Annotated in this window: 24 protein-coding genes and 1 pseudogene; 11 read left to right on the top strand and 14 right to left on the bottom strand. The window is 74.2% G+C overall.

The window, feature by feature from the left end; genetic code table 11:
- Nucleotide 1: 1 nt before the first annotated feature.
- From DSM104329_RS13120 to rpmI, 9 genes are all read right to left on the bottom strand, one after another.
- Nucleotides 2-1,147, bottom strand: coding sequence for an acetylornithine/succinylornithine family transaminase (locus DSM104329_RS13120; RefSeq protein ID WP_259315891.1), 1,146 nt, complete (start codon nucleotides 1,145-1,147; stop codon nucleotides 2-4).
- Nucleotides 1,144-2,025 carry an acetylglutamate kinase gene (gene argB, locus DSM104329_RS13115; protein WP_259315890.1) on the bottom strand — a complete coding sequence of 294 codons (882 nt, stop codon included), beginning with the start codon at nucleotides 2,023-2,025 and terminating at the stop codon, nucleotides 1,144-1,146. The genes DSM104329_RS13120 and argB overlap by 4 nt, the downstream gene beginning before the upstream one ends.
- The gene (gene argJ / locus DSM104329_RS13110) at nucleotides 2,022-3,260 is read right to left on the bottom strand and encodes a bifunctional glutamate N-acetyltransferase/amino-acid acetyltransferase ArgJ (RefSeq protein ID WP_259315889.1); all 1,239 of its coding nucleotides are present in this window, start codon (nucleotides 3,258-3,260) and stop codon (nucleotides 2,022-2,024) included. Before argJ ends, argB begins: the two co-directional genes overlap by 4 nt.
- Complete coding sequence (argC, locus tag DSM104329_RS13105) at nucleotides 3,260-4,234, bottom strand: N-acetyl-gamma-glutamyl-phosphate reductase (protein ID WP_259315888.1); 975 nt, start codon at nucleotides 4,232-4,234, stop codon at nucleotides 3,260-3,262. Before argC ends, argJ begins: the two co-directional genes overlap by 1 nt.
- Nucleotides 4,235-4,340: 106 nt before the next feature.
- On the bottom strand, nucleotides 4,341-6,734 hold the full coding sequence (gene pheT, locus DSM104329_RS13100) for a phenylalanine--tRNA ligase subunit beta (protein ID WP_259315887.1): 2,394 nt from the start codon (nucleotides 6,732-6,734) through the stop codon (nucleotides 4,341-4,343).
- Nucleotides 6,731-7,792 (bottom strand): phenylalanine--tRNA ligase subunit alpha, encoded by a 1,062-nt coding sequence (gene pheS, locus DSM104329_RS13095; RefSeq protein ID WP_259315886.1) that lies wholly within the window; start codon nucleotides 7,790-7,792, stop codon nucleotides 6,731-6,733. The genes pheT and pheS overlap by 4 nt, the downstream gene beginning before the upstream one ends.
- Nucleotides 7,789-8,484: a TrmH family RNA methyltransferase gene (locus DSM104329_RS13090; protein WP_259315885.1), complete on the bottom strand. Its 696-nt coding sequence runs from the start codon at nucleotides 8,482-8,484 to the stop codon at nucleotides 7,789-7,791. The genes pheS and DSM104329_RS13090 overlap by 4 nt, the downstream gene beginning before the upstream one ends.
- A gap of 70 nt (nucleotides 8,485-8,554) precedes the next feature.
- A complete protein-coding gene (gene rplT, locus DSM104329_RS13085) occupies nucleotides 8,555-8,911 on the bottom strand; it encodes a 50S ribosomal protein L20 (RefSeq protein ID WP_259315884.1) in 357 nt (118 codons plus the stop codon).
- Nucleotides 8,908-9,108: a 50S ribosomal protein L35 gene (gene rpmI, locus DSM104329_RS13080; protein ID WP_259315883.1), complete on the bottom strand. Its 201-nt coding sequence runs from the start codon at nucleotides 9,106-9,108 to the stop codon at nucleotides 8,908-8,910. The genes rplT and rpmI overlap by 4 nt, the downstream gene beginning before the upstream one ends.
- 169 nt (nucleotides 9,109-9,277) lie before the next feature.
- Here rpmI and DSM104329_RS13075 point away from each other — a divergent pair, with 169 nt between their 5' ends.
- Nucleotides 9,278-10,651, top strand: a complete 1,374-nt coding sequence (locus DSM104329_RS13075; protein ID WP_259315882.1) for a glutamate decarboxylase — start codon at nucleotides 9,278-9,280, stop codon at nucleotides 10,649-10,651.
- A 32-nt stretch (nucleotides 10,652-10,683) separates the two neighbouring features.
- Here the strand turns inward: DSM104329_RS13075 and infC are convergent, their stop codons facing one another.
- Nucleotides 10,684-11,343: a translation initiation factor IF-3 gene (infC, locus tag DSM104329_RS13070; protein ID WP_259315881.1), complete on the bottom strand. Its 660-nt coding sequence runs from the start codon at nucleotides 11,341-11,343 to the stop codon at nucleotides 10,684-10,686.
- A gap of 29 nt (nucleotides 11,344-11,372) precedes the next feature.
- Nucleotides 11,373-13,301, bottom strand: a complete 1,929-nt coding sequence (gene thrS, locus DSM104329_RS13065; protein WP_259315880.1) for a threonine--tRNA ligase — start codon at nucleotides 13,299-13,301, stop codon at nucleotides 11,373-11,375.
- Between the two features lie 192 nt (nucleotides 13,302-13,493).
- On the opposite strand from thrS, the gene DSM104329_RS13060 reads away from it, so the two are divergent.
- Genes DSM104329_RS13060 through DSM104329_RS13050 form a run of 3 tightly spaced genes read left to right on the top strand, consistent with a single transcriptional unit; the run spans nucleotide 13,494 to nucleotide 15,748 of the window.
- Nucleotides 13,494-14,090 (top strand): transglycosylase family protein, encoded by a 597-nt coding sequence (locus DSM104329_RS13060; protein ID WP_259315879.1) that lies wholly within the window; start codon nucleotides 13,494-13,496, stop codon nucleotides 14,088-14,090.
- A 48-nt stretch (nucleotides 14,091-14,138) separates the two neighbouring features.
- Nucleotides 14,139-15,245 carry an aminotransferase class V-fold PLP-dependent enzyme gene (locus DSM104329_RS13055; protein ID WP_259315878.1) on the top strand — a complete coding sequence of 369 codons (1,107 nt, stop codon included), beginning with the start codon at nucleotides 14,139-14,141 and terminating at the stop codon, nucleotides 15,243-15,245.
- On the top strand, nucleotides 15,242-15,748 hold the full coding sequence (locus DSM104329_RS13050; RefSeq protein ID WP_259315877.1) for an arsinothricin resistance N-acetyltransferase ArsN1 family A: 507 nt from the start codon (nucleotides 15,242-15,244) through the stop codon (nucleotides 15,746-15,748). The genes DSM104329_RS13055 and DSM104329_RS13050 overlap by 4 nt, the downstream gene beginning before the upstream one ends.
- A 96-nt stretch (nucleotides 15,749-15,844) precedes the next feature.
- Here DSM104329_RS13050 and DSM104329_RS13045 read toward each other — a convergent pair whose 3' ends face one another.
- Nucleotides 15,845-16,612 carry a crotonase/enoyl-CoA hydratase family protein gene (locus DSM104329_RS13045; protein ID WP_259315876.1) on the bottom strand — a complete coding sequence of 256 codons (768 nt, stop codon included), beginning with the start codon at nucleotides 16,610-16,612 and terminating at the stop codon, nucleotides 15,845-15,847.
- Nucleotides 16,613-16,747: 135 nt separating this feature from the next.
- On the opposite strand from DSM104329_RS13045, the pseudogene DSM104329_RS13040 reads away from it, so the two are divergent.
- Nucleotides 16,748-17,722 (top strand): annotated as a pseudogene (locus DSM104329_RS13040) (acyltransferase family protein); the annotation flags it as partial.
- 10 nt (nucleotides 17,723-17,732) lie between these two features.
- Here DSM104329_RS13040 and DSM104329_RS13035 read toward each other — a convergent pair.
- Entirely contained in the window at nucleotides 17,733-18,626 is an 894-nt protein-coding gene (locus DSM104329_RS13035) for a sulfotransferase family protein (RefSeq protein WP_407655885.1), read from the bottom strand.
- Between the two features lie 137 nt (nucleotides 18,627-18,763).
- Between DSM104329_RS13035 and DSM104329_RS13030 the strand changes: the two genes are divergently transcribed.
- Genes DSM104329_RS13030 through DSM104329_RS13005 form a run of 6 tightly spaced genes read left to right on the top strand, consistent with a single transcriptional unit; the run spans nucleotide 18,764 to nucleotide 23,753 of the window.
- The gene (locus DSM104329_RS13030; protein WP_259315874.1) at nucleotides 18,764-19,771 is read left to right on the top strand and encodes a zinc-dependent alcohol dehydrogenase; all 1,008 of its coding nucleotides are present in this window, start codon (nucleotides 18,764-18,766) and stop codon (nucleotides 19,769-19,771) included.
- Between the two features lie 3 nt (nucleotides 19,772-19,774).
- Nucleotides 19,775-20,173: a 6-pyruvoyl trahydropterin synthase family protein gene (locus DSM104329_RS13025; protein WP_259315873.1), complete on the top strand. Its 399-nt coding sequence runs from the start codon at nucleotides 19,775-19,777 to the stop codon at nucleotides 20,171-20,173.
- The gene (locus DSM104329_RS13020) at nucleotides 20,170-21,237 is read left to right on the top strand and encodes a glycosyltransferase family 4 protein (protein WP_259315872.1); all 1,068 of its coding nucleotides are present in this window, start codon (nucleotides 20,170-20,172) and stop codon (nucleotides 21,235-21,237) included. Before DSM104329_RS13025 ends, DSM104329_RS13020 begins: the two co-directional genes overlap by 4 nt.
- On the top strand, nucleotides 21,234-22,055 hold the full coding sequence (locus tag DSM104329_RS13015) for a hypothetical protein (RefSeq protein WP_259315871.1): 822 nt from the start codon (nucleotides 21,234-21,236) through the stop codon (nucleotides 22,053-22,055). The genes DSM104329_RS13020 and DSM104329_RS13015 overlap by 4 nt, the downstream gene beginning before the upstream one ends.
- A 5-nt stretch (nucleotides 22,056-22,060) precedes the next feature.
- Complete coding sequence (locus DSM104329_RS13010; RefSeq protein ID WP_407655910.1) at nucleotides 22,061-23,071, top strand: lysylphosphatidylglycerol synthase domain-containing protein; 1,011 nt, start codon at nucleotides 22,061-22,063, stop codon at nucleotides 23,069-23,071.
- Entirely contained in the window at nucleotides 23,064-23,753 is a 690-nt protein-coding gene (locus DSM104329_RS13005) for a RibD family protein (RefSeq protein WP_259315869.1), read from the top strand. The genes DSM104329_RS13010 and DSM104329_RS13005 overlap by 8 nt, the downstream gene beginning before the upstream one ends.
- A 12-nt stretch (nucleotides 23,754-23,765) precedes the next feature.
- On the opposite strand, the gene DSM104329_RS13000 is transcribed toward DSM104329_RS13005, so the two are convergent.
- Nucleotides 23,766-26,153, bottom strand: coding sequence for a CDP-alcohol phosphatidyltransferase family protein (locus tag DSM104329_RS13000; RefSeq protein ID WP_259315868.1), 2,388 nt, complete (start codon nucleotides 26,151-26,153; stop codon nucleotides 23,766-23,768).
- Nucleotides 26,154-26,174 lie beyond the last annotated feature (21 nt).

Genomic DNA, 26,174 nt, shown 5'->3' with positions numbered 1-26,174 from the left:
ATCAGCTCAGCAGCGCGCCCAGACGGTCGACCGCGTCGTCGAGCTCCTCGCGCGTGACGATCAGCGGCGGCAGCAGGCGGATGGTCGCCGGGCCCGTGGCGTTGACGACGAGCCGCTGCTCCAGCAGCGCGCGGCGGGCGATGTCCGGGGCGCTGCCGCCGGCCAGGTCGAACGCGTTCATCAGGCCGCGGCCGCGGACCACGGTCACGCCGGGCAGCTCTGCCAATCGCGCGCGTGCGTGCTCGCCCAGCTCGCGGACCCGGGCCAGCAGCTCCTCGTCGTCGAGGACGTCGAACACGGCCAGCGCGGCCGCGGCGACGACCGGTCCGCCCGGGAAGGTCGACCCGTGGTCGCCCGGCGCGAAGACGTCCGCGAGGCGCTCGCCGGTGACGAGCGCGCCGATGGGCAGCCCGCCGCCGAGCGCCTTGGCGGTCGTGATGGCATCCGGGACGACGCCCGTCTGCTCGTAGGCCCACAGCGTCCCCGTGCGCCCCATCCCCGTCTGCACCTCGTCGAACACCAGCGCGGCGCCGTGGGCGTCGCAGGCCGCACGCGCCGCGCCGAGCACCTCGTCGTCGAGGATGTGCACGCCGCTCTCGCCCTGGATGACCTCGAGCACGACGGCGGCCGTGCCCGCGCCGACGGCGCCCGCGATGGCGTCCGCGGTCGGCTCGACCGCCCGGAAGCCCGGCACGAGGGGCGCGAACGGCGCCTGCTTGGCCTCCTGCGGCGTCGCCGACAGCGCGCCGTAGGTGCGCCCGTGGAAGCCGCCGTGCGCGACGACGATGTCGCCGCCCTGCCTGGCCTTGCGGACGAGCTTGAGCGCCGCCTCGTTGGCCTCGGCGCCGGAGTTCGTGAAGAACACGCCGCCGCCCAGCGAGCTCTCGGCCAGCCGGTCGGCCAGCCGGGTCATCGGCTCGGTGTAGTAGAGGTTGCCGACGTGCAGCAGGCGCCCGGCCTGGTCGCGGATCGCCTCGACGACCTGCGGGTGGCAGTGCCCGACGCTCGACACGGAGATCCCGGACAGGAAGTCGAGGTACTCGTGGCCCTCGTCGTCCCACAGGCGGGTGCCCGACCCGCGCTCGAACGCGACGGGGAAGCGCGCATAGGTCGGGAGCAGGTGGTGGTCGGTCTGGGTCCGGGTCATCGCGAGGGTCCGATCTTCGTGCCGGTGCCGGCGTCCGTGAACAGCTCGAGCAGGAGCGAGTGCGGCAGGCGGCCGTCGATGATGTACGCGTTGCCGACGCCGCCGTGGATCGCGTCGAGGCAGGCCTGCAGCTTGGGCCGCATGCCGCCGACGATCGTCGCCATCGCCTCCTGCACCTCGGCGGCGGTCGCCTCGCTGATCAAGGACTCGGGATCGCCCGGGTCGCGCAGCCAGCCGCGCACGTCGGTGAGGAACAGGACCTTGTACGCGCCGAGCGCCCGCGCCACCGCGCTGGCCGCATCGTCGGCGTTGACGTTGTACGAGTTGCCCTCGCGGTCGGCGCCGACCGACGCGATCACCGGGATGTAGTCCTGCGCGATGTGGTGCAGGAGGTCGACCTCGACGCGCTCGATGCGCCCGACGAACCCGATGTCCTCGCCGCCCGGCGCGCTCTGACGGCCGACGCGGAAGAGGTTGCCGTCGTCGCCCGACAGCCCGACCGCGGGCTGGCCGTGGCGGTTCAGCCGCAGGACGATGTCCTTGTTGACCTTGCCGACCAGCACCATCTTGGCGATCTCGACCGTGGCCGGGTTGCTCACGCGCAGGCCGCCCACGAACTCGACCGGCATCCCGAGCCGCTCCATGTAGGACGTGATCTCCGGCCCGCCGCCGTGGACGATGACGGGATTCAGCCCGACGTACTTGAGCAGCACGACGTCGCGGGCGAAGTCCTCGCGCAGCTGGGGGTCCTCCATCGCCGCGCCGCCGTACTTGATGACGATCGTCCGGCCGTGGAACTCGCGGATGTACGGGAGCGCCTCCAGCAGCGTCCCGATCCGGTCCTCGCCGATGGCGACCCGCCGTTCGTCGATGCTCATGTCGTGTAGTCCGCGTTGATCGTGATGTAGCCGTGGCCGAAGTCCGAGAAGAACAGCTCCGCGTCGGCGCCTTCGCCGGGCAGGCCGACCTCGTACTCGACCTCCGGCCCGGCGACGGCGGCGTCGAGCGCCGCCTGGTCGACGGGCAGCGCCATGCCGCCCGAGCAGACCTGGACGCCCTCGATCGCGATGTCGAGCGCCAGCGGCGCCGTGCCGGGCAACGCCGCGCCCACCGCCTGGGCGATGCGCCCCCAGTTCGGGTCGCCGCCGTGCAGCGCCGTCTTGACGAGCGGCGAGTTCGCCACCGCGCGCGCGACCGCGTCGACGCCCGGCTGGTGGCCGCCGCGCACGACGACGCGCCCCACGCGCTCGGAGCCCTCGCCGTCGGCGACGATGAGCAGCGCGAGCTGGCGCAGCAGCACGTCGAGCGCCTCGCCGAAGCGCAGCTCGTCCTCGCTTTCCGGCGCGACCGTCACGCCGGAGCGCCCGGAGGCCATGAGCACGACGGTGTCGTTCGTCGAGAGCTGACCGTCGACCGAGACGCGGTCGAACGAGCGCTTCACGCACACGCCCAGCAGCAGGTCGGCGGTCTCGGCCGACAGCGCCGCGTCGGTCTGCACGAAGCAGAGCATCGTCGCGAAGCGCGGCGAGATCATCCCGGCGCCCTTGCACTGGGCGGTCAGCCGGACGCGGCCCGACGGCAGCTCGACGTCGAGCGTGGCGCGCTTCTCGAACGCGTCGGTGGTCTGGATCGCCGCCGAGAACTCGCCGGCCCCGTCGGGCGACAGCCGGCCGTTGGCGGCCAGCAGGCCCTTGACGACCTTCTGGCCGTCGAGCTGGACGCCGATGACACCCGTCGAGGCGACCGCGACGTGCTCGGTGGCGACGCCCGCGGCCATCGCCGCGGCGCCCTGCATCCGCGCCGCCTCGTCGAGCCCGGGCCGGCCGGTCGCGGCGTTCGCGTTGCCGGAGTTGACGACGACCGCGCGCAGCGCGTCCAGCCGCGCGCGCTCCTTCGTGACGAGCACCGGCGCGGCGAGCACGCCGGACGCCGTGAAGCGGGCGGCGCTCACGCCGTCCGGGGCGCCGTTGACCAGCAGCCCGACGTCGAGGCCGCCGCTGGGCTTGATCCCCGCCGCCACGCCCGCGGCGCGGAAGCCGGCCGGCAGGCGGTCGTCGCCGGCTTCGGCGACGTGGCCCGGCCGCTGCACCCAGCGCGAGCGGAAGAAGGCCACTACAGGATCCCCTCCGTCTCGGGCAGCCCGAACATGATGTTCAGGCACTGCACCGCCTGCGACGCGGTGCCCTTCCAGAGGTTGTCGATCGCCGCGAAGACGAACACCTTGCCGGTGCGCCCGTCGACGTGGACGGCGATGCGGCAGAAGTTCGTCTCGCGCACGTCGCGAACGCCCGGCGGGGCGGTGACGAGCTCGACGAACGGCTCGTCGGCGTAGCGCTCCTCGTAGAGCGCGGCGACGTCCACGTCCACGTCCGCGTTGAGCTTGACGTAGCAGGAGAGCAGCTCGCCCTGGTCGAGCGGCAGCAGGTGCGGCGTGAACGTCGCGACGAGATCCTTCGCCCCTGCCGCCGCCAGCTCCTGGTCGATCTCCGGCATGTGGCGGTGGTGGCCGACGCCGTAGGGCTTGACGTTCTCGTCGACGCTGACGAAGTGCGTGTTCTCCGTCGCCGCCCGGCCCGCCCCCGACACGCCGGTCTTCGCGTCGATGACGACGTCGTCGATGTACGGGGCCAGCGGGGCGAGGCCGAGGATCGCCGCGGTGGGAAAGCAGCCCGGGCACGCGACGATGTCCGCCTCGCGCAGCTGGTCGCGGTAGAGCTCGGGCAGGCCGTAGACCGCCTCTTCGATGAGCCCGGGCGCCGGGTGCTCGCGGTACCACTCGTTGTAGACCGCGACGTCGCGCAGGCGGAAGTCGGCCGACAGGTCGATGACGCGGATGCCGCGCTCGTGCAGCTGCGCGACCGCCTCGGCCGCCGCGCCGTGCGGGTAGGCGACGACCGCCGCGTCGATCTGACCGAGCTCGTCGACGTCGAACGCGTCGAGGACGAGCGGCACGCGGTGGTGTGGGTACAGGTCGTCCAGGCGCCGGCCCGCGTCGCTGCGGGAGGTGACCGCGACGAGCTCGAAGTCCGGATGGCGCCACAACAGCCGGGCGGCCAGCGCGCCGGCGTAGCCGGACGCTCCGGCCACGGCGACCGTGATCTTCCGATCACCATGCTCGGAGGCCCGCCCCCGGCGGCCGGCATTCGGTGTGCCCTCAGTGGGCGGCGTGGGGCCGCCTGCGGCACCCCTGGGCTCAGCCACGCGGGGTCACCCCCTGCTCGGCCAGCGCGGCCAGGATCTTCTCGCGCACCCGCGCCACCTCCTCGTCGGTCAGCGTCCGGTCCGGCGCGGCGAACTCGAGGTGCAGCGCCAGGGAGACCTCGCCGTCGCGCTCGAAGCGGTCGAACGTCTCGACGCGGCGCAGCAGCGCCCCGCCCGCGCCGCGGACGATCGCCACGACATCCGCGGCGGGCCGGTCGTCCACGACGAGCGACAGGTCCTGGCGCACCGGCGGGAAGCTCGTCACGTCGCGGTACTCGGGCGCCTCGGGCGCGAGCCGGGCGATCACGTCGAGGTTCAGCGCGAACGCCGCGCCGCCCTCCAGGTCCCACTCGCGCGCGACGAGCGGGTGCAGTTCGCCGACGAAGCCGAGCCGCTGCCCGTTCGCGGTCACCTCGGCCGCGCGCCCCGGATGCAGGAACGCCCAGTGGTCGCTCGGTCGCACCTCCCACGGCACGCGCAACGTGTCGAGCACCGCGCCGGCCAGCGCCTTCGCCGTGAAGAAGTCGGCGGGCGCCGCCTGCGCCGAGCGCCACGACGGCGGCGTCAGCGGCCCGGCGAGCACCACGCCGAGCCCGTGGTGCTCGTGCGCGAGACCGTCGTCGGCGCCGGCCAGGTAGACCGTGCCCGAGTCGAAGAGCGCGACCCGCTCCGCCCCATGCGCCAGGTTGTGGCGCGCCGCGTCCAGCAGCGACCCCATGAGCGTCGGGCGCAGGATCGACTCGTCCTCGCTCATCGGGTTCTCGAGCACGACGACGGCGCGCATCGCGGCCTCGCCGGCCAGCCGCAGCCGGTCGAGCAGCGGCGGGGCGGCGAACGACCAGCCGGCGATCTCCTGCACCCCACGGCCGACGAGCACGTCCTCGGCGCGCCGGCGCACGCGCTGGCTCCAGGTCAGCCGGGCGCCCGGCCGGTTGCGCGGGAGGGTGGCCGGCAGCTCCTCGAGCGCGGCCAGGCGGGCGATCTCCTCGATGACGTCGGCCTCGCGGGTGACGTCGTTGCGCCGCCAGTGCGGGACGGTGACGTCGAGCCCGTCCGCCGCCTCGCCGACGCCGAAGCCGAGCGAACGCAGCACGCCGATCTGCCGGCCGCGCGGGACGTCGATGCCGAGCAGCGAGCGCAGCCGAGCCTCGCGCAGCCGGATCACCGCGGCCTCCGGCCCCGCCCCGCCCACGTCGAACCAGCCGGGCAGCCGCGTGGCGCCGGCCAGCGACGTCATCAGCTCGAGCGCGACCGCCTGCGCCTCGACGGTCGCCTCGGGCGACAGGCCCTTCTCGAAGCGGGCGCTGGCCTCGGTGCGCAGGCCGAGCGCGTTCGAGGTGGCGAGGATGTTCGGCCCGTCCCACGTCGCCATCTCCAGCAGCACGCGGGTCGTGTCGCCGGAGACCTCCGACCGCGCGCCGCCCATGATCCCGGCGATCGACGTGGGGCCCTCCGCGTCTTCGATGAGCATGCCGTCGGACGGCATCCGGCGGACCTGGTCGTCGAGCGTCGTGACCTCCTCGCCCGGGTTCGCGCGGCGCACGACGAGCCGGCCGCCCGCGATGCGGTCGCGGTCGAACGCGTGCACCGGCTGGCCGGTGAGCAGCATCACGTAGTTCGTGATGTCGACCACGTTGTTGATCGGCCGCTGGCCTGACGCCATCAGGCGCTGCTTGAGCCACGGCGGCGACTCGGCGATCGTCACGCCCTCGTAGGCGACGGCGGTGAAGCGCGGGCACAGGTCGGGGTCGCGCACATCGATCGTCACGCCATCGATGCCCGACGCCGGGCCCAGGTCCACGCCCTCCCACGGCGCGGGCTCCAGCGGCGCGCCGGTCGCGGCATGGACCTCGCGCGCGGCGCCGTAGACGGCGAGGCAGTCCGGCCGGTTCGGCGTGATCTCGAGCTCGAGCACGTCGGTGGCGATCGGCAGCACCTCGGCGAGGAACTGCCCGGCCTGCAGGCCGTCGTCGAGCACCATCGTGCCGGCGTGCAGGGTGCCGATGGCGAGCTCGTCCTCGGCGAGGATCATGCCCTCGGAGGGCTCGCCGCGCAGCTTCGCCTTCTTCAGGCGCGTGCCGTCGGGCATGATCGCGCCCGGCCGGGCCACGGCGACGGTCTGGCCGGCGGCGACGTTCGGTGCCCCGCAGACGATGTGGGCCGGCTCGGTGTCGCCGACGTCCACCGTGCACACGCGCAGGCGGTCGGCGTTCGGGTGCTGCTCGGCGGTGAGCACCTTGCCGACGACGAAGTGCTCGAGCGCGTCGACGCCGTGGCGGTGGATGCGACCGACCTCGGTGCCGGTCATCGCCAGGCGCGTCGCGATGTCGCGCGGCGTCATCATCGGCTCGCAGTATTCGAACAGCCAGCTCAGCGGGAGTCTCATCCGAACTGCTCCAGGACGCGGACGTCGTTCGTGTAGAGGGTGCGGATGTCCGGGATGCCGTACTTCAGCGCGGCGATCCGCTCGATGCCCATGCCGAACGCGAAGCCCTGGACCTCGTCGGGGTCGTAGCCGTGCTCGCGGACGTAGCCGAACACGTTGGGGTCGACCATCCCGGCGCCGAGGATCTCCAGCCAGCCCGTGCCCTTGCACACCTGGCACGGCGAGCCGTCGCGCGCGCAGTTGAAGCACGACACGTCGACCTCGACGGAGGGCTCGGTGAACGGGAAGAAGTGCGGGCGCAGGCGGACCTCGCGGTCGGGGCCGAAGATCGCCCGCGAGAAGTCCAGCAGCGTGCCCTTGAGGTCGGCGAGCGTGATGTCGGTGTCGACCGCGAGGCCCTCGACCTGGTGGAACTGGGGCGTGTGCGTCGCGTCGCTGTCGCGGCGGTAGACGCGGCCGGGGATGATCACGTACAGCGGCGGCGGCGTCTCCTGCATGGCGCGGATCTGCATCGGCGAGGTGTGGGTGCGCAGGACGACCTCGGTGTCGGTGTCCGCGTGCCGGGCGCCCTCGATGTAGAAGGTGTCGGTGCGCGCCCGCGCCGGGTGCGTCGGCGTGTGGTTGAGCGCGTCGAAGTTGTAGAAGACCGACTCGACCTCGGGACCCTCCAGGACCGAGAAGCCGAGGCCGACGAAGACGTCCTCGATCTCGCGCCGGGTCTGGGTCAGGACGTGCAGGCGGCCGACGGGCTGCGGCGGGTCGCCCGGCAGCGTGACGTCGACGCGGTCCCCCACGAGCCGGGTCTCGAGCTCGGCGGCCTGCAGCGCCTCCCCGCGCGCCGCGATCGCCGCCTCGAGGTCGCGCCGGGCTACGTTCGCGGCCTTGCCGACCGCCCCGCGCTGCTCGGGTGGCAGCTCGGCCACACCGCGCAGGAGGTTGGGCAGCTCGGCCTTGCGGCCGAGGTACTGGACGCGGACCTGTTCGAGCGCGGCCGTGGTGGAGGCCTGCTCGACGGCGGTCCGCGCCTGCTCGGCGATGTGCTCTATGCGGTCGATCATGCGGGGTTCCGGGACAGTTCGTAGAGGGCCACCGTCGCCGCCATCGCCGCGTTGAGCGACTCCGAGGCGATGGGGATGTGCGCGGTGCGGTCGCATCCTGCCACGACGTCGCCGGGCAGCCCCTCGCGCTCGGCGCCGACGACGAGGGTGCAGTCCGGCGACGGGGCCGTGGCGGCCAGCGGCGCACCGGCGCGCGCGACGAGCGCGATCCGCTCGCCCGGCAGCTCGGCGATGCCCTCGACCCGGGCGACCGGCACGGCGAACAGCGCGCCCATCGAGGCGCGCACCGCCTTGGGGCCGTACGGGTCCGCCGTGCCGGGGCCGATCGCGACGCAGTCCGCTCCGAAGGCGAGGGCGGAGCGCAGCACGGTGCCGACGTTGCCGGGGTCCCGGACGCCCCACAGCGCGACGCAGCGGGGCCCGGTGGGGGCGGTCGCCCACCGCTCGCGGTAGACGGCCAGCGCCCGCGTGCCCGAGCCGAGCGCCGACACCTTCGCGAGCACCTCCGCCTCGACCTCGGTGCCCGGCAGGCCGCTGCCCGCCGCGGCGAAGCGCTCCAGCGGCTCCCACCCCGCCGCGTCGGCGGCGGCGAGCAGGTCCTCGCCCTCCGCGACGAAGCGCCCGTCGCGGCGGCGCTGCAGCCGGCGCAGCGTCTTGAGCTTCTCGTTGTGGGGGGAGGTGATCACGGTCATGGGCAACAAAAAGGGCGCCGGTGTCAGCGGCGCCCTCGAGGTCTGCGGTCGTTCTTGCCTGAGTGAAGGCTCAGGCAGCCGACGCCTCTCGGGCGGCCTCGGCAAAACGTCGGAACGTGTCGGCGTCGCGCACGGCGATGTCGGCGAGGACCTTGCGGTCGACCTCGATGCCGGCCAGCTTGAGGCCGTGCATGAACTGCCCGTAGGTCATGCCGTTCAGGCGCGCGGCCGCGTTGATGCGCGTGATCCACAGGCGGCGGAAATCGCGCTTGCGGTTGCGCCGGTCGCGGTACGCGTAGGACTCCGCCTTGAGCAGAGCCTCCTTCGCCCGCTTGTAGTTCGAGTTGGCCTCGCCGCGGAAGCCCTTCGCACGCTCGAGCGTGGCACGGCGCTTCTTGCGGGCGACGGAGCGCTTGACGCGGGTCACTTGCCCACCCCCAGCAGCTTCTTCGCGCGGGCCTCGTCCTGCTTGGCGAGCACGACCGGGTTCCCGAGACGCCGCTTGCGCTTGGCGTTCTTCTTCTCGAGGATATGGCTGGTCATGGCGTGGCGGGCCTTGACCTTGCCCTTGGCGGTCAGCTTGAAGCGCTTCTTCGCGCCCGAGTGAGTCTTCATCTTCGGCATGAGCGGTCGCACAGTATGGCAAAGTCGGCGCGCGGCTCTGCGAGGGTCCTCGGCGCCGGGCCGGCCAGGCCCGGCGCGGCTGCCCGCACCGGCTCACGACTCGACGAGGGCTGACCCGCCGGCGCGCACTCGGATAGCGTCGCTCCTTCCCTCACGAGGAGCGCACGCAATGTCCGGAACCGAAGCCGACACGGGCAGCCTCACGCTGGCCGAGCAGTACCTCACCCAGCCCGCGCCGGTCCGCCGCATCCCCGAGGGCAGCCTCACCCCGCGGGCGGCGCTGCACATCCTGCAGAGCGAGGTGCTGCTCGACGGCGACCCGTCGAAGAACCTCGCGACGTTCGTGACGACGTGGATGGAGCCGGAGGCGCGGACGGTGATCCTCGAGAACCTGCACCGCAACTTCATCGACCACGCGGAGTATCCGCGGACGGCCGAGATCGCCAACCGCTGCGTGCGCATGCTGCACCACCTCTACAACGGCCCCGGCGAGCCCGAGGCGCCCGGAACCGCGTGCGCCGGCTCGTCGGAGGGCGTGATGCTCGGGGCGCTGGCGATGAAGTGGCGCTGGAAGAAGGCGCGCGAGACGGCGGGACAGGCGACCGACAAGCCGAACCTGGTCTACGGCGCCGACGTCCACGTCGTGTGGGACAAGTTCTGCCGGTACTTCGACGTCGAGCCCCGCCAGGTGCCGATCGCGCGCGGCCGCACGGTCGTGGGGCCCGACGAGCTCGAGCCGCACATCGACGAGAACACGATCGGGGTCGTCGCGGTGGTCGGCACGACGTTCACCGGCGAGTGCGACGACGTCCTGGGCATCGACGCGCTGCTCGGGCGGCTGCGCTCCGAGCGCGGCCTCGACATCCCGATGCACGTCGACGCCGCGAGCGGCGGGTTCGTGTTCCCGTTCTCGCATCCGGAGTTCGAGTGGGACTTCCGCCTCGAGTCGGTGAAGTCGATCAACGTCTCCGGCCACAAGTTCGGCCTCGTCTACCCGGGCGTCGGCTGGCTCGTGTTCCGCGACGAGGAGCAGCTGCCGGAGGAGCTCGTCTTCTACGAGGACTACCTCGGCGAGCGCGACGCGACGTTCACGCTGAACTTCTCCGGCAGCTCCGCGCTCATCCTCGCCCAGTTCTACAACTTCATCCGCTTCGGGCGCGAGGGCTACGCGTCGCTCGTGCGGGCGATGAACACCAACCGCGACGCGCTCGCGGCGCGGCTCGGCGAGGAGGACGCGCTCGAGCTGCTGTCCGGCGAGCCGCGGCTGCCGCTCGTCATCGCCCGGGTCCGCGACGAGGAGGACTTCACCGGCACGGACCTCGTCGGCGAGCTCGCCCAGCGCCGCGGCTGGATGGTCCCCGCCTACGAGATGCCGCCGGACAACGAGGGTCAGCAGATCATGCGGATGATGGTGAAGATCAACCAGAGCCGCGAGCTCGCGGACGCGCTGGCCGACGACATCCACGTCTCGATCGCCGACCTGCGCAAGCGCGCCGCGGGCCAGCGGGTCAAGCGGCCCGTGCACCGCGGGCACGGCTATTGAGCACGGCGGCGGGCGCCGCAGCCTGGCCGCGTCTACGCGCTGGCGGACGAGCCGTTGGCGTCGGCTTCGGGCTCGGGCTCGGCGGCGGCCGCCCCGTCCTCCGCCTTCGAGCCGGCCCCGTTGCCGTCGTACTCCCCGGCGAGGACCGCCTTCGACGGCGCCAGCATCATCGTCATGTTGCGGCCGTCCTGGATCGGGCGCTGCTCGACGACCGCGAGGTCGGAGAGCTCCTCGGACAGGCGCTCGAGCAGCATGACGCCGCGCTCCGGATGCGCCACCTCGCGCCCACGGAACATGATCGTGATCTTGACCTTGTCCTTGTGCTTGAGGAAGCGGACGACGTGACCCTTCTTCGTGTCGTAGTCGTTCTGCGCGATCTTCGGCCGGAACTTGATCTCCCGGATCGTGATCTGCTGCTGGTGCTTGCGCGCGGCCTTCTGCTTCTGGGCCTGCTCGTACTTGTACTTCGAGTAGTCGAGCACGCGGCACACGGGCGGGCGCGCCTCGGGCGCCACCTCGACGAGATCGAGGTCGCGCTCCTGCGCGTAGCGCAGAGCCTCGTCGGTGCGCATGACGCCGACCTGCTGGCCGGACTCGTCAATGAGTCGCACCTCGGGGACCCGGATCCGCTCGTTGATCCGGGTGGTGTCGCGCTCCGGCGGGCGCCGGTCGAACCTGCGGGGGATCGGCACCTAGAAGCGGCCGTTATGCACGAGAGTCTTCAACGCTGCCCAGTGTAGCCAATCGGGCGCTCGTCGGTCACGCGTCGCGCGAACGCCTCGATGAGCTCGCTGCCGAGGTCGCCCTCGCCGTGCCGGCGCACGGCCACGGAGCCCTCCTCGATCTCGCGGTCGCCGACGACGAGCATGTACGGGATCTTCTGCAGCTCGGCGTCACGGATGCGGCGCCCGATCGACTCGGAGCGGTCGTCGACCTCGGCGCGGACGCCCAGCGCGTGCAGCGCGTCGCGCGTGGCGGCGGCCGCCTCGGCATGGCGGTCGGAGATCGGCAGGACGATGCCCTGCACGGGCGCCAGCCACACCGGGAACTCGCCGGCGTAGTGCTCGATGAGCAGGCCGATGAAGCGCTCGAACGAGCCGAGGATCGCCCGGTGGATCATCGCCGGGCGGTGCGCGGCGTTGTCGGCTCCCTGGTACTCGAGGCCGAAGCGCTCCGGGAAGTTGAAGTCCATCTGGACCGTCCCGAGCTGCCAGGAGCGGCCGAGCGAGTCCGTGAGGTGGAAGTCGATCTTCGGCCCGTAGAACGCGCCGTCGCCCTCGTTGACGTCGAAGCCGAGCTCGCGGCTCTCCAGCGCGTCGCGCAGGATCCCCTCCGCGCGGTCCCAGAGCTCGTCGCTGCCGACGCGCTCGTCGGGCCGGGTCGACAGCTCGAGCTTGACGTCGAAGCCGAAGATCGCGTAGGTCGCGAACGCCTGCTCGATGCAGCCGATGACCTCGTCGAAGATCTGGTCGTCGCGGCAGAAGATGTGGGCGTCGTCCTGCACGAAGTGGCGCACGCGCAGCAGGCCGTGGAGCGTCCCGGACGGCTCGTAGCGGTGCAGCAGCCCCGGCTCGGAGAAGCGGATCGGCAGGTCGCGGTACGAGTGCGGGTGCATCGAGTACAGGTGGCAGTGGCCCGGGCAGTTCATCGGCTTGAGCGCCATCTGGCGGTCCTCGGCCTCCGTGATGAACATGTTCTCGCGGTACTTGTCCCAGTGGCCCGAGGTCTTCCACAGCTGGCTGTCGTAGAGCTGCGGGGTCTTGACCTCGGTGTAGCCGCGCTCGGCGTTCATGTGGCGCGTCAGCGCGACGAGCTCGTTCCAGAGGAAGGTCCCGCGCGGCAGCCAGAACGCCATGCCCGGGCTGACCTCGGAGAACTCGAACAGACCGAGCTCGCGGCCGAGCTTGCGGTGGTCGCGGGCGCGGGCCTGCTCGAGGCGCTCGAGGTGCGTCTCGAGGTCCTCCTTGCTCAGGAACGCGGTGCCGTAGACCCGGGTGAGCATCGTGCGGTTCGCGTCGCCGCGCCAGTACGCGCCGGCGACCGACTGCAGCTTGTAGGCCTTGATCGTCTTCGTCGTCGGCGCGTGCGGGCCGCGGCAGAGGTCGGTGAACGGGCCGTTCGTGTAGAGGCTGACGGTCTCGACGCCCTCGTTGCGGATGAGGTCCTCGATGAGCTCGACCTTGTAGGGCTGGTCGGCGCGGACGAAGCGCTCGAGCGCCTGGCCGACCGGGACGTCCTCGCGCACGAAGGGCTCGGCGGCCTTGATGTGCTCGGCCATCTTCGCCTCGATCCTCGGGAAGTCGGCTTCCGAGATCGTCACGCCCGGCGGGAACTCGAAGTCGTAGTAGAAGCCGTCCTGGATCGGCGGGCCGATGGAGATCCTCACGCCCGGATAGAGCTCGAGCACGGCGGTGGCCAGGACGTGCGCCGCGTCGTGGCGGATGAGCTCGAGCGCCTCGGGCGAGCGCGCCGTGACGACCTCGAGCCCCGCGCTGTCGGGCAGGGGCGCGGCGAGGTCGCGGACACGGCCGTCGACCTTGACGGCGAGCGCCGCGCGGGCCAGGCCGGCGCCGATCGCGGCGGCCGCGTCGGCCCCGGTCGCGCCGTCGTCGAGCTGCAGCTCGGTTGCGTCGGGAAGCGTCACGTGCACGGCGCGTGATGGTACTTCTCGAACGTACGTTCTCCCACAGTGGCTACCATGAGGTGCGTTCCGGTGCCGTGCGCCTGGCTTGCGCGCTGTTCTCCAAGTCGCTGCACGTGCGCCGCCCAACCCGTGCCGGTCCGTGCGCGAGGCGCCGTCCTGCGTCCGCTGTGCCCCGGCAGGAGGAATCCACTCGAGACCATGAGCACCCGAGCCCTTGCCGCGCTGACGGCCGCCGCCGCGGCCGGCACGCCGACCGCCATCGCGTTCGCCGCCGACGCCGGCACCCCCGCCCCCGCCACGCCCGCCACGGCCGCCGCCCGCGTCGCCCCAGACGCCCTGACGCCCCGGTTCGCCGGCGAGCGGACGCTGCGCCAGCAGATGCGCAGCCACGTCCGCGACCGCCTCGTCGCCCAGTACGAACGCACCGCACGCCGCCACGACCACAAGCCGAAGGCGGCGGCGACGACGAGCTGGAGCAACCGGCGCCTGCGCAACGCGATCCACGACCTGCGCCGCCCGCCGAAGCCGAAGCCGGCCCCGGCTCCGGCCGCGGGCGGCGGCGGCGGTCCGACCGGCCATCTGGCCGCCATCGCCCAGTGCGAGTCGGGCGGCGACCCGCGCGCCATCGGCGGAGGCGGCACCTATCGAGGCATGTACCAGTTCTCCTACGCCACCTGGCAGGCCGTCGGCGGAAGCGGCGATCCGGCCGCCGCGTCGGTCGCCGAGCAGACCCGGCGCGCCGAGATCCTCTACGCGCAGGCCGGGCCCGGCCAGTGGCCCGTCTGCGGGCAGTAGCCGTCGCACTGCTTCGCGGAGGCGCAGAGGGGTAGCGTGGCGGGCCTCATGGAGCCCGCCGGCCTCCGCGCCCACTTCCCCGTCCTGCGCCCGCGCGCCGAGGGCGGCTCGGACATCGCATACCTCAACGCGGGCACGTGCGGGCCCCTCGCGGACACGACCGTCGAAGCGGCCCGCGCGATGCTCGACGCCGGGGCCGCGCACGGCCGCGCGCACCCGTTCTTCGAGCGCATGCTCGGGCTCCAGGTGCGTCAGCGGGCGGCGTACGCGGCCCGGCTCGGCACGGCACCGGAGAACGTCGCGCTGACCACGTCGACGAGCGAGGGCATGGTCCGCGTGCTCGCCGGGATGGACCTCGGGCCGGAGGACGAGGTCATCACGAGCGACCAGGAGCATCCGGGCCTGCTCGGCCCGCTCGGCGCCCTGCACCGTCGCACCGGCGCGCACGTGCGCATCGTCCCGTTCGCCGGCGTGGCCGAGGCGGTCGGGCCGGCGACGCGCATGGTCGCCTGCTCGCACGTGAGCTGGGTGGGCGGCGAGGTCGCCCCGGCCGAGCTGCGCGAGGTCGCGGCGAGCGGCGTCCCGGTGCTGCTCGACGGCGCCCAGGGCGCCGGGGCGGTCGCGGTCGACGTCGACGCGCTCGGCTGCACGTTCTACGGCGCGGCCGGCCAGAAGTGGATGTGCGGGGCGATCGGCAGCGGGATGCTCTACGTCGCGCCGTCCTGGCAGGACCGGCTGCCGCCGATCGGTCCGACGTACCTGAACCTCGTAGACGCCGCGCAGGGGCTCGCGGCCGAGCCGCACCCCGACGCCCGCCGCCACGACGCCTCGGCGCTCGCGCCCGAGGGCACCGCCGCCGCGGTCGCGGCCGACGAGCTCATGGCGGAGTTCGGGTGGGAGGCCGCGGGCGAGCGCGCCGCCGGCCTCGCCTCGTGGCTGGTCGACGAACTGCGCGCGCGGGGCCGCGAGGTGGCGCCGCGCGGGCGCACGACGCTCGTCTCGTGGGTCGAGGACGACCCGGCGGGGTTCGTGGCGCGCGCCGGCGAGGCCGGCATCGTCATCCGCAACCTGCCGGGCTGGCCGTACGTCCGTGCGTCGGTCGGCGCCTGGAACGACGAACGCGACCTCGAGCGCCTGCTCGGCCTCGTCTCGTGAGCGCGTCACCCGTCACCGTCCGCCCCGCCGCGCCCGGCGACGCGGCCGCGGTGGCGCGGATCTACAACGAGGGCATCGAGGACCGGGTCGCGACGTTCGAGACCCGGCCGCGCACGCCGGACGAGATGGAGCAGCGGATCGCCGCCGAGCCGATGATCGTCGCGGCGCGCGGGGGCGCGGTCGTCGGCTTCGCGAGCTGGGTGCCCTACAACGAGCGTGAGGCGTACGCCGGCATCGGCGAGTACACGGTCTACGTGGCGCGCAGCGCGCGCGGTGGACGGATCGGAACGGCGCTGATGCGCCGGCTCGTCGCCGACGCCGAGGCCGCCGGGCTGTGGAAGCTCATGAGCCGGATCCTCACCGGCAACGACGCCTCCGTCGCGCTGGCGCACCGCCATGGGTTCCGGGACGTCGGGTGGCACCTGCGCCACAGCCGGCTGGACGGCGAGTGGCGCGACGTGCTGGTCGTCGAGCTGCTGCTGGGCGACGCGGCACCGAGCTGAGGCGCCCCGCCGCGCGGCGCCAGCTGAGGCGCCCCGCCGCGCGGCGCCGAGCGTCGACTTTCTCGTCGTCAGGCTGAGAACGCCGACGCTCGATGCTCAGAGGTCGCCGAAGTCGCCGTGCCGCCCGTGGCCGGACGCGAACCGGGCCGCACCGGAGACCGCCTGGGCCAGGCTCTCGCGCCCGATCTCGAGCTCCCTCGCCATCGCGTCCGCCAGGGGGAGCCCCTCCTGCTCGAGCGCCGAGCGCCGGTCCCCGCGCAGCGTCACCTGCGGGAACCGGGCGAGCTGGGCGGCGAGGTCCTCGGCGGCATCCCGGCTCGTCCCGGCGGGCACGACCCGGTTCGCCAGCCCGATCGCCAGCGCCTCCTCGGCGTCCACGGCCCGGCCGGTGAGGATCAGGTCCATCGCCCGCGACAGCCCGATCAGCCGCGGCAGGCGGACCGTGCCGCCGTCGATGAGCGGCACGCCCCAACGCCGGCAGAACACGCCGAACACGGCGTCCTCCTCGACCACCCGCAGGTCGCACCAGCAGGCGAGCTCGAGCCCGCCCGCCACGGCGTGGCCGGCGACCGCCGCGATCACCGGCTTGGAGAGGACGAGGCGGCTCGGGCCCATCGGCCCGTCGCCCCCGGCCTCCACCCGGTTGCCGCGCTCCGAGCCGATCGCCTTGAGGTCCGCACCCGCGCAGAACGTGCCGCCGGCACCCCACAGGACGGCGACCGACGCGTCGTCGTCGGCGTCGAACGCGCGCAAGGCGTCGGCCAGCGCGTGCGCCGTCGGCCCGTCGACCGCGTTGCGCACCTCGGGCCGGTCGAGGATGACCGTCGTGACCGGCCCCGCGCGCTGCACACGGACGGCGCTCATCGGAGTGTTGTATCAGTGCCCCCACCCGCAGCCGTCTTCGCCGCCCCCTCGGCATCGCCGCCAACCGTGACGCCTCCGCCCACCCCCGCCGCCACCCCGCCCGCACCGGCCGGGCGGACCCCCGCGCTCGACGGCATGCGCGGCCTGGCCTGCGCCGGGATCCTCGTCCTGCACGTGTGGATGTTCGACTGGGGCGCCCGCGGGCGTCCGGAGAAGGCCCCGCTCGAGCTGGCGCTCAGTCAGCTGTACCTCGGCGTGCCCCTGTTCTTCGTGCTCTCGGGCTTTCTCGTCTACCGCCCGTTCGTCGCGGCGGTGCTCGATCGCCGGGCCGCCCCGCGCCTCGGCCGCTATGCGCTGCGCCGGGCGGCGCGCATCCTCCCCGCCTACTGGGCGGCGCTGCTCGGCGCCTTCGCGGTCCTGACGGCCATCGGGCATCCCAACGCGGTCGCGGCCTCGGATCTGCCGCGCTTCGTGCTCTTCGCCCAGGGCCAGTCCGAGGCGACCCGCGGCCAGCTCGACCCGCCGATGTGGACGCTGGCCGTCGAGGTCTCCTTCTACGCGCTCGTGCCGCTGCTCGCCGTGCTGACCGCCCGCCTCGGCGCGGGCCGCGCCCGCCAGGCGGCGCTGCCGGCCGCGCTCGTCATCCTCGGGGTCGGGCTCCAGGCGGCCGCCGCGTTCGACGCGTGGCCGCGCACCGTGACCACGTCGCTGCTGACGAACCTGCCGCCGTTCGCCGCCGGCATGCTCGCGGCCGCCGTCATGCACCGGCGTGTGCTGTCCCGGCGGACCGCCGCGCGCCTGCTCGCCGGCGGAGCGGCGGCCGTCGTCCTCGATGCGGCGTGGACCGCGCTGCGGCTCGGCCCGCAGGTGGTGCGCGACGTCGACAGCCACCTCCCGGCCGTCCTCGGCTTCGCGGCGATCGTCACGGCGCTGACGGCCTCGCCGATCCGCGGCGCGCTGCTCACGACGGCGCCGCTGCGGCTGCTCGGCACCCTCTCCTACGGCATCTACCTCTGGCACTTCCCGGTGATCTTCGCGCTGCGCGGGACCGGGCACTGGCCGGCGGATCTCGCGCCGGCGCTGGCGCTGGCCGGGGCCATCACCGGGACCCTGGCGGCGGTCAGCTGGCTGGCGCTCGAGCGCCCGGCGCTGCGGTGGGCGGCCCGGCGGGCAGGTAGCCCCAGGCCTCGGCGAACTCGCGCAGCGGGCCAGCGACCTCTGCGTCCGGCGGAGGCAGCGTTGGCGACTGCACCTGGCCGGACCTGATCTTCTCGGTCCAGTCGCCGAGCCCCGCCTTCAGGCCGCGATGGCGGTGGCGGCCGTAGTCGAGCATCGCCTCCTCCCACGGCACGCCGAGGAACGCGCACAGCCGCTGCGTCTCGCCGGCGGGATCGGACGCGAGGTCCTCGTAGCGCACGGTGTGGCCGGGCAGCTCCGTCCGGGCCTGCTCGAGGGCGACGGCGTAGCGGCGGATCATCTCGACGTTGCGCTCGGCCGTGTCCTGCGGGCGCGTGGCGTGGCGCGAAGCGGCGATCGCGGCCGGATGGCGCAGCAGGAAGATGAACCGCGCGTCGCTCCAGCAGGCACGGATGCGATCCAGGATGAACACGTCGTTCGGCGTCTTGCTGACGAGGACCGACTTGCCGCTGGCGGCGAGCTCGCGGTGCAGGACGCGGTCCCAGAGCAGGTACTCCAGGTGCGCCTGGTCCAGGCCGACGGAGTCGAGCGCCCGCTCGACGTACTTCGACTTCACCTCGACGGCGATGTCGCGCAGGTGCATCTCATGCGGCGCGTGGATCTGCGAGTGGCTGCCGAGCAGCACGCGCAGCAGCGTCGAGCCCGACCGGACGGTCGAGAGGATGAACACTGGCGCCTCGACGAGCCGGTCGCCCGAGCGCACGCGGACGCGCGGCGGCCGCGGACGGGGCCGGGGCTCCCTGGGCGGCGGGGCGCGCCGCAGCTCGAAGCCGGTCGAGCGCCTCAGTGCGCGATGGACGGTGCCTTTCCAGGACACGCGAGCGCAGTCTAAGCCCCGGTCATGGTGCGAGGCGGCACGGCGCGCGGCGACCGTGCGGCCACGGACGACCCGTGCGGGAAGGATCGCCGCGGTCGGGCGTCTGGACAGGTGAACCCGGGGGAGCTCACCTACCGATGCCGCAGCAAGCCGAGGCATACGACGTGCTCGACAACGCCCATGCGTTCTGGCTGCGCGCGCCCGAGCATGGGGAGATCCGGCCGGTCGCACCGGCCCGGCCGGGCCGGGGCGACGTGGTGGTCCGCACGCTGCGGACAGCGGTGAGCCGTGGCACCGAGACGCTGGTCTACCGGGGCCGGGTGCCGCCGGGCCAGTACGCCACGATGCGGGCGCCGTTCCAGGAGGGCGACTTCCCGGGCCCGGTGAAGTACGGCTATCTCAACGTCGGCACGGTCGAACACGGACCCCCGGAGCTGTGCGGGCGCGAGGTCTTCTGCCTCTATCCGCACCAGACGGCCTACGTCGTGCCGGCCGGTGCGGTGTCCGTCATCCCCGACGACGTGCCGGCGGCACGCGCGGTGCTCGCAGGCACCGTCGAGACCGCCGTCAACGCCCTGTGGGACGCCGCCCCGCTGGTCGGAGACCGCGTGGCCGTCGTCGGCGCCGGGATGGTCGGCTGCTGCGTCGCCCGCCTGCTCGCGCGGTTCCCGGCGCTCGAGGTGACGCTCGTCGACGTCGACGCGTCCCGGGCCGAGGTCGCGGCCGTGCTCGGCGCCCGCTTCGCGTTGCCGGAGGACGCGCCCGGCGGCTGCGACCTGGTCGTTCACACCAGCGCGACGTCCGCCGGGCTGCAGCGCTCGCTCGAGCTGCTCGCGTCCGAGGCCACGGTGCTCGACCTCAGCTGGTACGGCGATACCGAGGTGCGGCTCTCGCTGGGCGGCGCCTTCCACGCTCGCCGGCTCGGGCTGCGCGCCAGCCAGGTCGGGACGGTGTCCCCCATCCGGAGCGCGCGCCGGACGACCGCCGACCGGCTGGCGCTCGCGCTCGACCTGCTGCGCGACCCCGCCTTCGACGTGCTCATCACGGGCGAGTCGCGCTTCGACGAGCTTCCCGCCGTCATGGCGCGGCTCGCGGCGGGGGATCTCCCGGCGCTCTGCCACACGATCACCTACGACGAGGAGTAGCGCGTGTTCAGCGTGACGGTCCGCGACCACATGATGATCGCCCACAGCCTGCGGGGCGAGGTGTTCGGGCCCGCGCAGCAGCTGCATGGAGCGACGTATGTCGTCGACGCGACGTTTCGGCGCGCGACCCTCGACGCCGACGGCATCGTCGTCGACATCGGTCGTGCGGGCGACGCGCTTCGCGCGGTGGTGGCCGAGCTCGGATACCGCAACCTCGACGACGTCGCGGACTTCGCGGGCATGAACACCACCACCGAGGCGCTCGCCCGGTTCGTCGCGGACCGGCTCGCCGACCGCGCCCGGGCCGGTGCCATGGGCGACGGGGCGCGGGACCTCGACGGGCTCGCCGTCACGCTGCGCGAGTCCCACGTGGCGTGGGCGAGCTACGAGCGAGCGCTGTGACCAGGGTGCACGTGGTCGTCCCCGAGGGCATCGACGATCCGGCCCGGCCGAGCGGCGGCAACGTGTACGACCGCCGTATCTGCCGCGGGCTCGCCGAGCGCGGCTGGGAGGTTCACGAGCACGGCGTGCCCGGCGCGTGGCCGCGGGCCGACGCGACGGGGCATGCGGCCCTCAGGCGCGCCGTCCGCCGGATCCCGGACGGCGCCGTGGTGCTGCTCGACGGGCTGGTCGCGTCGGCCGCACCGGAGGCCCTCGTGCCCGAGGCGCACCGGCTTCGCCAGGTCGCCCTGGTGCACATGCCGCTGGGACACCGCCCGCCTGCCGGCGAGTCCGGCGCGGTCCGGGCGCGCGAGCGCGACGTCCTGGAGGCGGCCACCGCGGTCGTCACGACCAGCGGGTGGGCGCGTCGCCGGCTGGACGAGCTGTATGCGCTGCCGCCCGGCCGGGTGCACGTGGCCGAGCCCGGCGTGGACACCGCCGCCCTGGCCCCGGGAAGCCCGGCCGGCGATGCGCTGCTCTGCGTCGCGGCGGTGATCCCCGACAAGGGGCACGACGTGCTGCTCGAGGCGCTCGCCACCGTTACGGAGCTGTCGTGGCATTGCACATGCCTGGGCAGCGTCGACCGCGACCCCGTGTTCGCCGGCGGCGTGCGCCGCCGCGCGCGGGACCTCGGGCTGGACGGGCGCGTGCGCTTCCCCGGACCGCGCACCGGGCCGGAACTGCACCGCGGCTACGCCTCGGCGGACCTGCTCGTGCTCGCATCGCACGCCGAGACGTACGGCATGGTCGTCACCGAGGCCCTGGCGCGCGGCGTGCCGGTCCTGGCCACCGACGTCGGCGGGGTGGCGGAGGCCCTCGGCGAGGGGCGTGACGGAACGCGGCCGGGGATGCTCGTCGCGCCCGGCGACCCGGCGGCGCTCGGCGCCGCGCTGCGGGCCTGGCTGCGCGACGCCGGGCTGCGCGAGCGCCTGCGCCGGGCCGCCCGAGAGCGGCGCGCGTCGCTGCGCCCGTGGCCGGTCACGGCGTCCGTCCTCGCCGGGCTGCTCGCGGGAGCGCAGCGATGATCGCGCACGGCACCCAGGTCAGCCCCGACTGGCTCGCCCTGCGGGAGCCCGCCGACGCGGCGGCGCGCTGCGCCGAGCTGGCCGAGCGCCTCGGGCGGCACCTTCGCGCGGCCGGCCCGCTCGAGATCCATGACCTCGGCGGTGGCAGCGGCGCGATGGGGCGGTGGCTCGCGCCGCGGCTGCCCGGCCGGCAGCACTGGGTGATCCACGACCGCGACCCCGAGCTGCTGGCGCTCGCCGCCGGCGACCCGCCGGACGACGCCCTCGACGGGGCCGCGGTCATGGTCGAGACCCGCCTGTCCGACGTCACCCGGCTGACCTCGGGCGACCTCGAGGGCGCCCGGCTCATCGTGGCCTCGGCGCTGCTCGACATCCTGACCACGGGCGAGCTCGCCGGGATGCTCGGCGCCTGCATCGAGATCGGCTGTCCCGTCCTGCTGGCACTGACGGTCGTCGCGCGGGTCGTCCTGGTGCCGGCAGACCCGCTGGACGGGCGCATCGGCGCCGCGTTCAACGCCCACCAGCGCCGTATGACGACGGCGGGCCGCCTGCTGGGCCCGGATGCCGTACCCGCCGCCGTCCGTGCGCTGCGGGCGACGGGCGCCCGGGTCCTGATCCGCTCGAGCCCCTGGCGCCTCGGCGCCGCCCACGCCCACCTCACGGCAGAGTGGCTGCGCGGGTGGGTCGCCGCCGGCTGCGAGCAGGAGCCCACGCTGGCCGCCGAGGCCGGGCCCTACCGGGATCGGCGCCTCGTGCAGGCGGCCTCCGGGGACCTGGCGGTCACCGTCGGGCATGCCGACCTGCTGGTCGTGCCGTGACGGCCGTGGTCCACCCCGGTCGCACCGCCACGAGCCGCCGGCCCGTCTGGTGGTGGGTCCGCCTCGGTGCCACCGCGGCGACGCTCGCCGTCCTGGTCTGGCGCGTGGGCACCGGGCCGTTCCTCGACGGCGTGCGCACGGTCGACGGCCGGGCGCTGGCCGCCGCGGCGGGCATCGCCGTGCTCACCACCATCTGCGGCGCCTGGCGCTGGCGCGTCGTGGCTCGTGGCCTCGGCGTGGAGCTCGCGCTGGGCCCCGCGGTGGCCGCGTACTACCGGTCGATCTTCCTCAACGTGGCGCTGCCGGGAGGGGTGCTGGGCGATCTGCACCGGGGGATCAGCCACGGTCGCCGGACGCGCGACGTCGGCCGGGGGCTGCGGGCGGTGGCGTGGGAGCGCTCGGCCGGTCAGGTCGTGCAGGTGGTGCTCACCGTCGCGGTCCTCCTCGTCGCGGTGTCGCCCGTCCGGGCGGCCATGCCCTTCGTCGCGGCCGCGCTCCTCGTGGCGGCGGTGGGCGTGGTGCCGGCGATGCGGTGGCGCGCCGGCGGGCGCTCGCGGTGGGCGAGGCTGCGTCGCGCCGCCGCTCGCGACCTCCACGACGGACTCCTCGCCCGGCGGGCGTGGGCGGCCATCGTCCTCCTGTCGGCGCTGGTCGTCGCGGGACACGCGATCACGTTCCTGATCGCCGCACGCACCGCGGGCGCGACCGCGCCCGCGTCGCGGATGGTGCCGCTGGCGTTGCTCGTGCTCCTGGCCGCGGCGCTGCCCAACGTCGGCGGCTGGGGACCGCGCGAAGGCGTGGCGGCCTGGGCGTTCGCCGCCGCCGGCCTGGGCGCGTCGCGCGGGGTCGCCACCGCGGTGGTCTACGGCGTGATGGTGTTCGCCGCCAGCCTCCCCGGCGCCGTCGTCCTCGTGGCGGCGTGGGCCCGCGGCACACGGTCGCCGCCGGAGCTCGCGTGGCCGCTCCGGCGCGGCGGCGGGGTCGTCGCGCCGCAGGACGGAGTCCAGGATGTCTGAGCGCCCGTACACCCTGCTGAGCTGCAGCGTGTCGATCGACGGCTATCTCGGCGACCACCGGCCGCGCCTGGCGCTGTCCAACGAGGCCGACTTCGACCGCGTCGACGCGGTGCGCGCCTCCTGCGACGCGATCATGGTCGGGGCGGTCACCGTGCGCACCGACGACCCGCGGCTGCTCGTGCGCTCCCCGGCCCGTCGCGACGCGCGCACCGCCCTCGGGCTCGCGCCCGACCCGATGAAGATCACCGTGACCGGCCGGGCGGACCTCGACGCGCGCTCGAGCTTCTTCACGACCGGCGAGGCCGAGAAGCTCGTCTACACGCCGAGCCCGCGGGTGGCCGACGCCCGGGCCCGCCTCGGACCGGTGGCGACGATCGTCGACGGCGGCGCGCGCGTGCGGATGCGCCGGCTGACCGAGGACCTCGCCGACCGCGGCGTGGAACGGCTCATGGTCGAAGGCGGCGGCGTCGTGCACACCCAGTTCCTGGCCGACGACCTCGTCGACGAGCTGCAGCTCGTCGTGGCGCCCTGCTTCGTCGGCGACTCGAGCGCCCCGCGCTTCGTGACCGACGGACGCTTCCCGTGGAACCCCGACCGGCGCGCGACCCTGGCCGAGGTCAACCAGATCGGCGACGTGGTGCTGCTGCGCTACGCGCTCTCGCCGCGCTTCCGTGACGACTGACCGGCAGTGCGCTCAGCCGCCCGCCGGCGACGAGCCGAACGCGCTGAGGAAGCGGTCGCGCAGGGCGCGCATCGGCCAGACGGGCGCCTGCGGGCTCGGCCGCATGCCCGCCTCCCACCGCCACCCGGCGACCTGCGCCATGACCTTCGGGTCGCGAGCGATGATGGAGACCGGGACGTCGTGGCCGGCGCTGTCGCCGCTGACCTTGGTCGAGGGCTGATGGTCGCCCAGGACGACGAGCACGGTGTCGTCGGTGCCGTAGCGCTGGACGAACGAGAAGAGCATGCGCAGCGCGTACTCGATCGAATGGCCGTAGGCGGCGCGCGCGCGCTCGGCGTCGCCGAAGAGGCTGGCCGTCGTGGCCTCCGCCGGCGCGATGCGGCCGAAGATGGATCCGTCGCCCACCTGGTCCCAGGGGATCAGGCGGGGGATGCGCGTCCAGGGCGTGTGGCTCGAGGTGAGGTCGACCTCGGCGAAGACCGGGGGCCGGTGGCGGTTCGCGAGCTCGAATCGCTGCAGGGCCAGCATCGTGTACTGGTCGGGCATCGGCGGCAGGCCGAACCCCGGGCCGCGATAGCCGAGGTTGCGGCGGTCGTAGACCTTGTCGTAGTGGTAGAAGGTCCTGCCCTGCGGCCAGTCCCGGTGATCCTGCGGCATGTCGGCGATCGTCCGCCAGCCGGCGCGCTTGAACGCCCGCGTGAGGCTGAGCCGGTCGCTCCCGACGAGCTGGTCGTAGCGCCGTTGGCCGTCGATCTCCAGCCCGGACTGCAGGGTGGAGTGCGCCAGCCAGCTGAGGCCGCCGAACGTCGGCGAGGTCAGGAAGGCGCTGCGCGCGGAGAAGCCCGCCGTGCGCAGCTGAGCATCGCCCCGGCGCAGCACGGCGTCGACCCCGGGCGAGAACGACGAGCCGTGGACGGCGACCCTGCCGTAGCTCTCGACGAACACGAGCAGGACGTCCTTGCCGCGCAGCCCGGTCAGCAGCCGGTCGCCGGGCGTCGCCTGGAAGCGGTCGCGGGCGATCAGGCGGGCGAGGACCGCGTGATCGTGCAGGCCCGCCTGCACGGCCTGCACCTCGCCGACGGCGAGCTGCGCCGCGCTGTAGGAGGCGACCGGAGCGCCGGCCACGCGCAGCCCGACCCAGACGACCCCCAGCACCGCCATCGCCCCCAGCGCCCAGGCGCGGTGTCCCGCCGCAACCCGGGTCACACGCGCCAGCGCCAGAACCGGGACGGCGAGGAGCACGACGACGAGCAGGCCCACGACGACGGCGACGATGTGCGCCTGCGCCCGGCCGATCGCGTCGCCCAGCGTCTCGATGCCGATCCCGACGTAGCCCGAGTCGTCGACGGGCCTGAACGGCCGGTTGAAGGCCGTGAAGAACCCGATGTCGAGGACCTTGACGACGACGATCGCGCTCAGGACGGCTCCCGCCGCGATCACCAACGCGCGGCGGGGCGCGGCGGGCAGCAGGACGGCCAGGGCGACGACGACGAGGAGCTCGAGCGGGAGCCGCACGAACGCGCCGAGCGCGAAGCGGCTCGGCTCGGCCGGCGCGACGAGCGCGACCCAGACGAGGAGCGCCGCGAGGACCGTCAGCGCCGCGGCGATGCCCGTGCGCAGCGGCCCGCGCTCGCGCGGATGGTCGACGGCGTCGCGTGTGCGCTCGCGCGGCACGTCCCGGCGGCGCCAGAGCCACCACACGCACTCCCCGATCGACGCGGCGAGCGCGGCGAGCGCGGCGGCGAGGAGCGCCCGCACCAGCCCCAGGGGCAGCACGCCGGCGGCGGCGACGGTCAGCACGATCCCCTGCGCCGCCGCGACGATCTTGCGCCACCGGCGCGCGGGCAACGGGGCCCGCATCCACGGCAGAAGCCACTCGCCGGCGAGGAACAGGTATCGCGCGAAGCCGATCGCGAGGACCCAGGCGCCGACCGTGGGGGCGACATGGACGCTGAGGGCGAGGATCAGGAACGCGTCGATCTCGCCGTCGAACCGCGCGCCGAGCCGGGACTCCGTCCCGGTGCGCCGTGCGACCTGGCCGTCGACCAGGTCCAGCGAGAGCGCGACGGCGGCGATCGTCACGAACAGCGCCACCGGGATGCCCCGGATCAGCGAGTCCACGGCCAGCGCGGCCACGCCGACGGCGAGCGTGGCCCGGGCGAGCGTCACCCACGACGCCGGCCCCAGTCGATCATCGGCGCCGCCCGCCAGCCCGCGCGCCAGGGCGGCCGCGATGACCACGGCGCTCACGAGGCCCACGACCCAGCCGGCCGCGCCGAGCCCGGCCGCCTGCGTCACGACGGCCAGGAGCAGCACCTGGGCCGCCAGCCCGGTTGCCGGGCCCGCCCAGCTCACTCGCAGCGCGCCCTCCGGGGCGTCGGGAGCGCGAGGACGGATCAACACAGGCAGACCCGGAGCGCC

The sequence above is a fragment of the Capillimicrobium parvum genome, assembly GCF_021172045.1.
In the GTDB taxonomy this organism is placed as follows: Bacteria; Actinomycetota; Thermoleophilia; order Solirubrobacterales; family Solirubrobacteraceae; genus Capillimicrobium; species Capillimicrobium parvum.
Note: the sequence above shows the minus strand (reverse complement) of the source record. Positions and strands in the feature narration are given on the sequence as shown.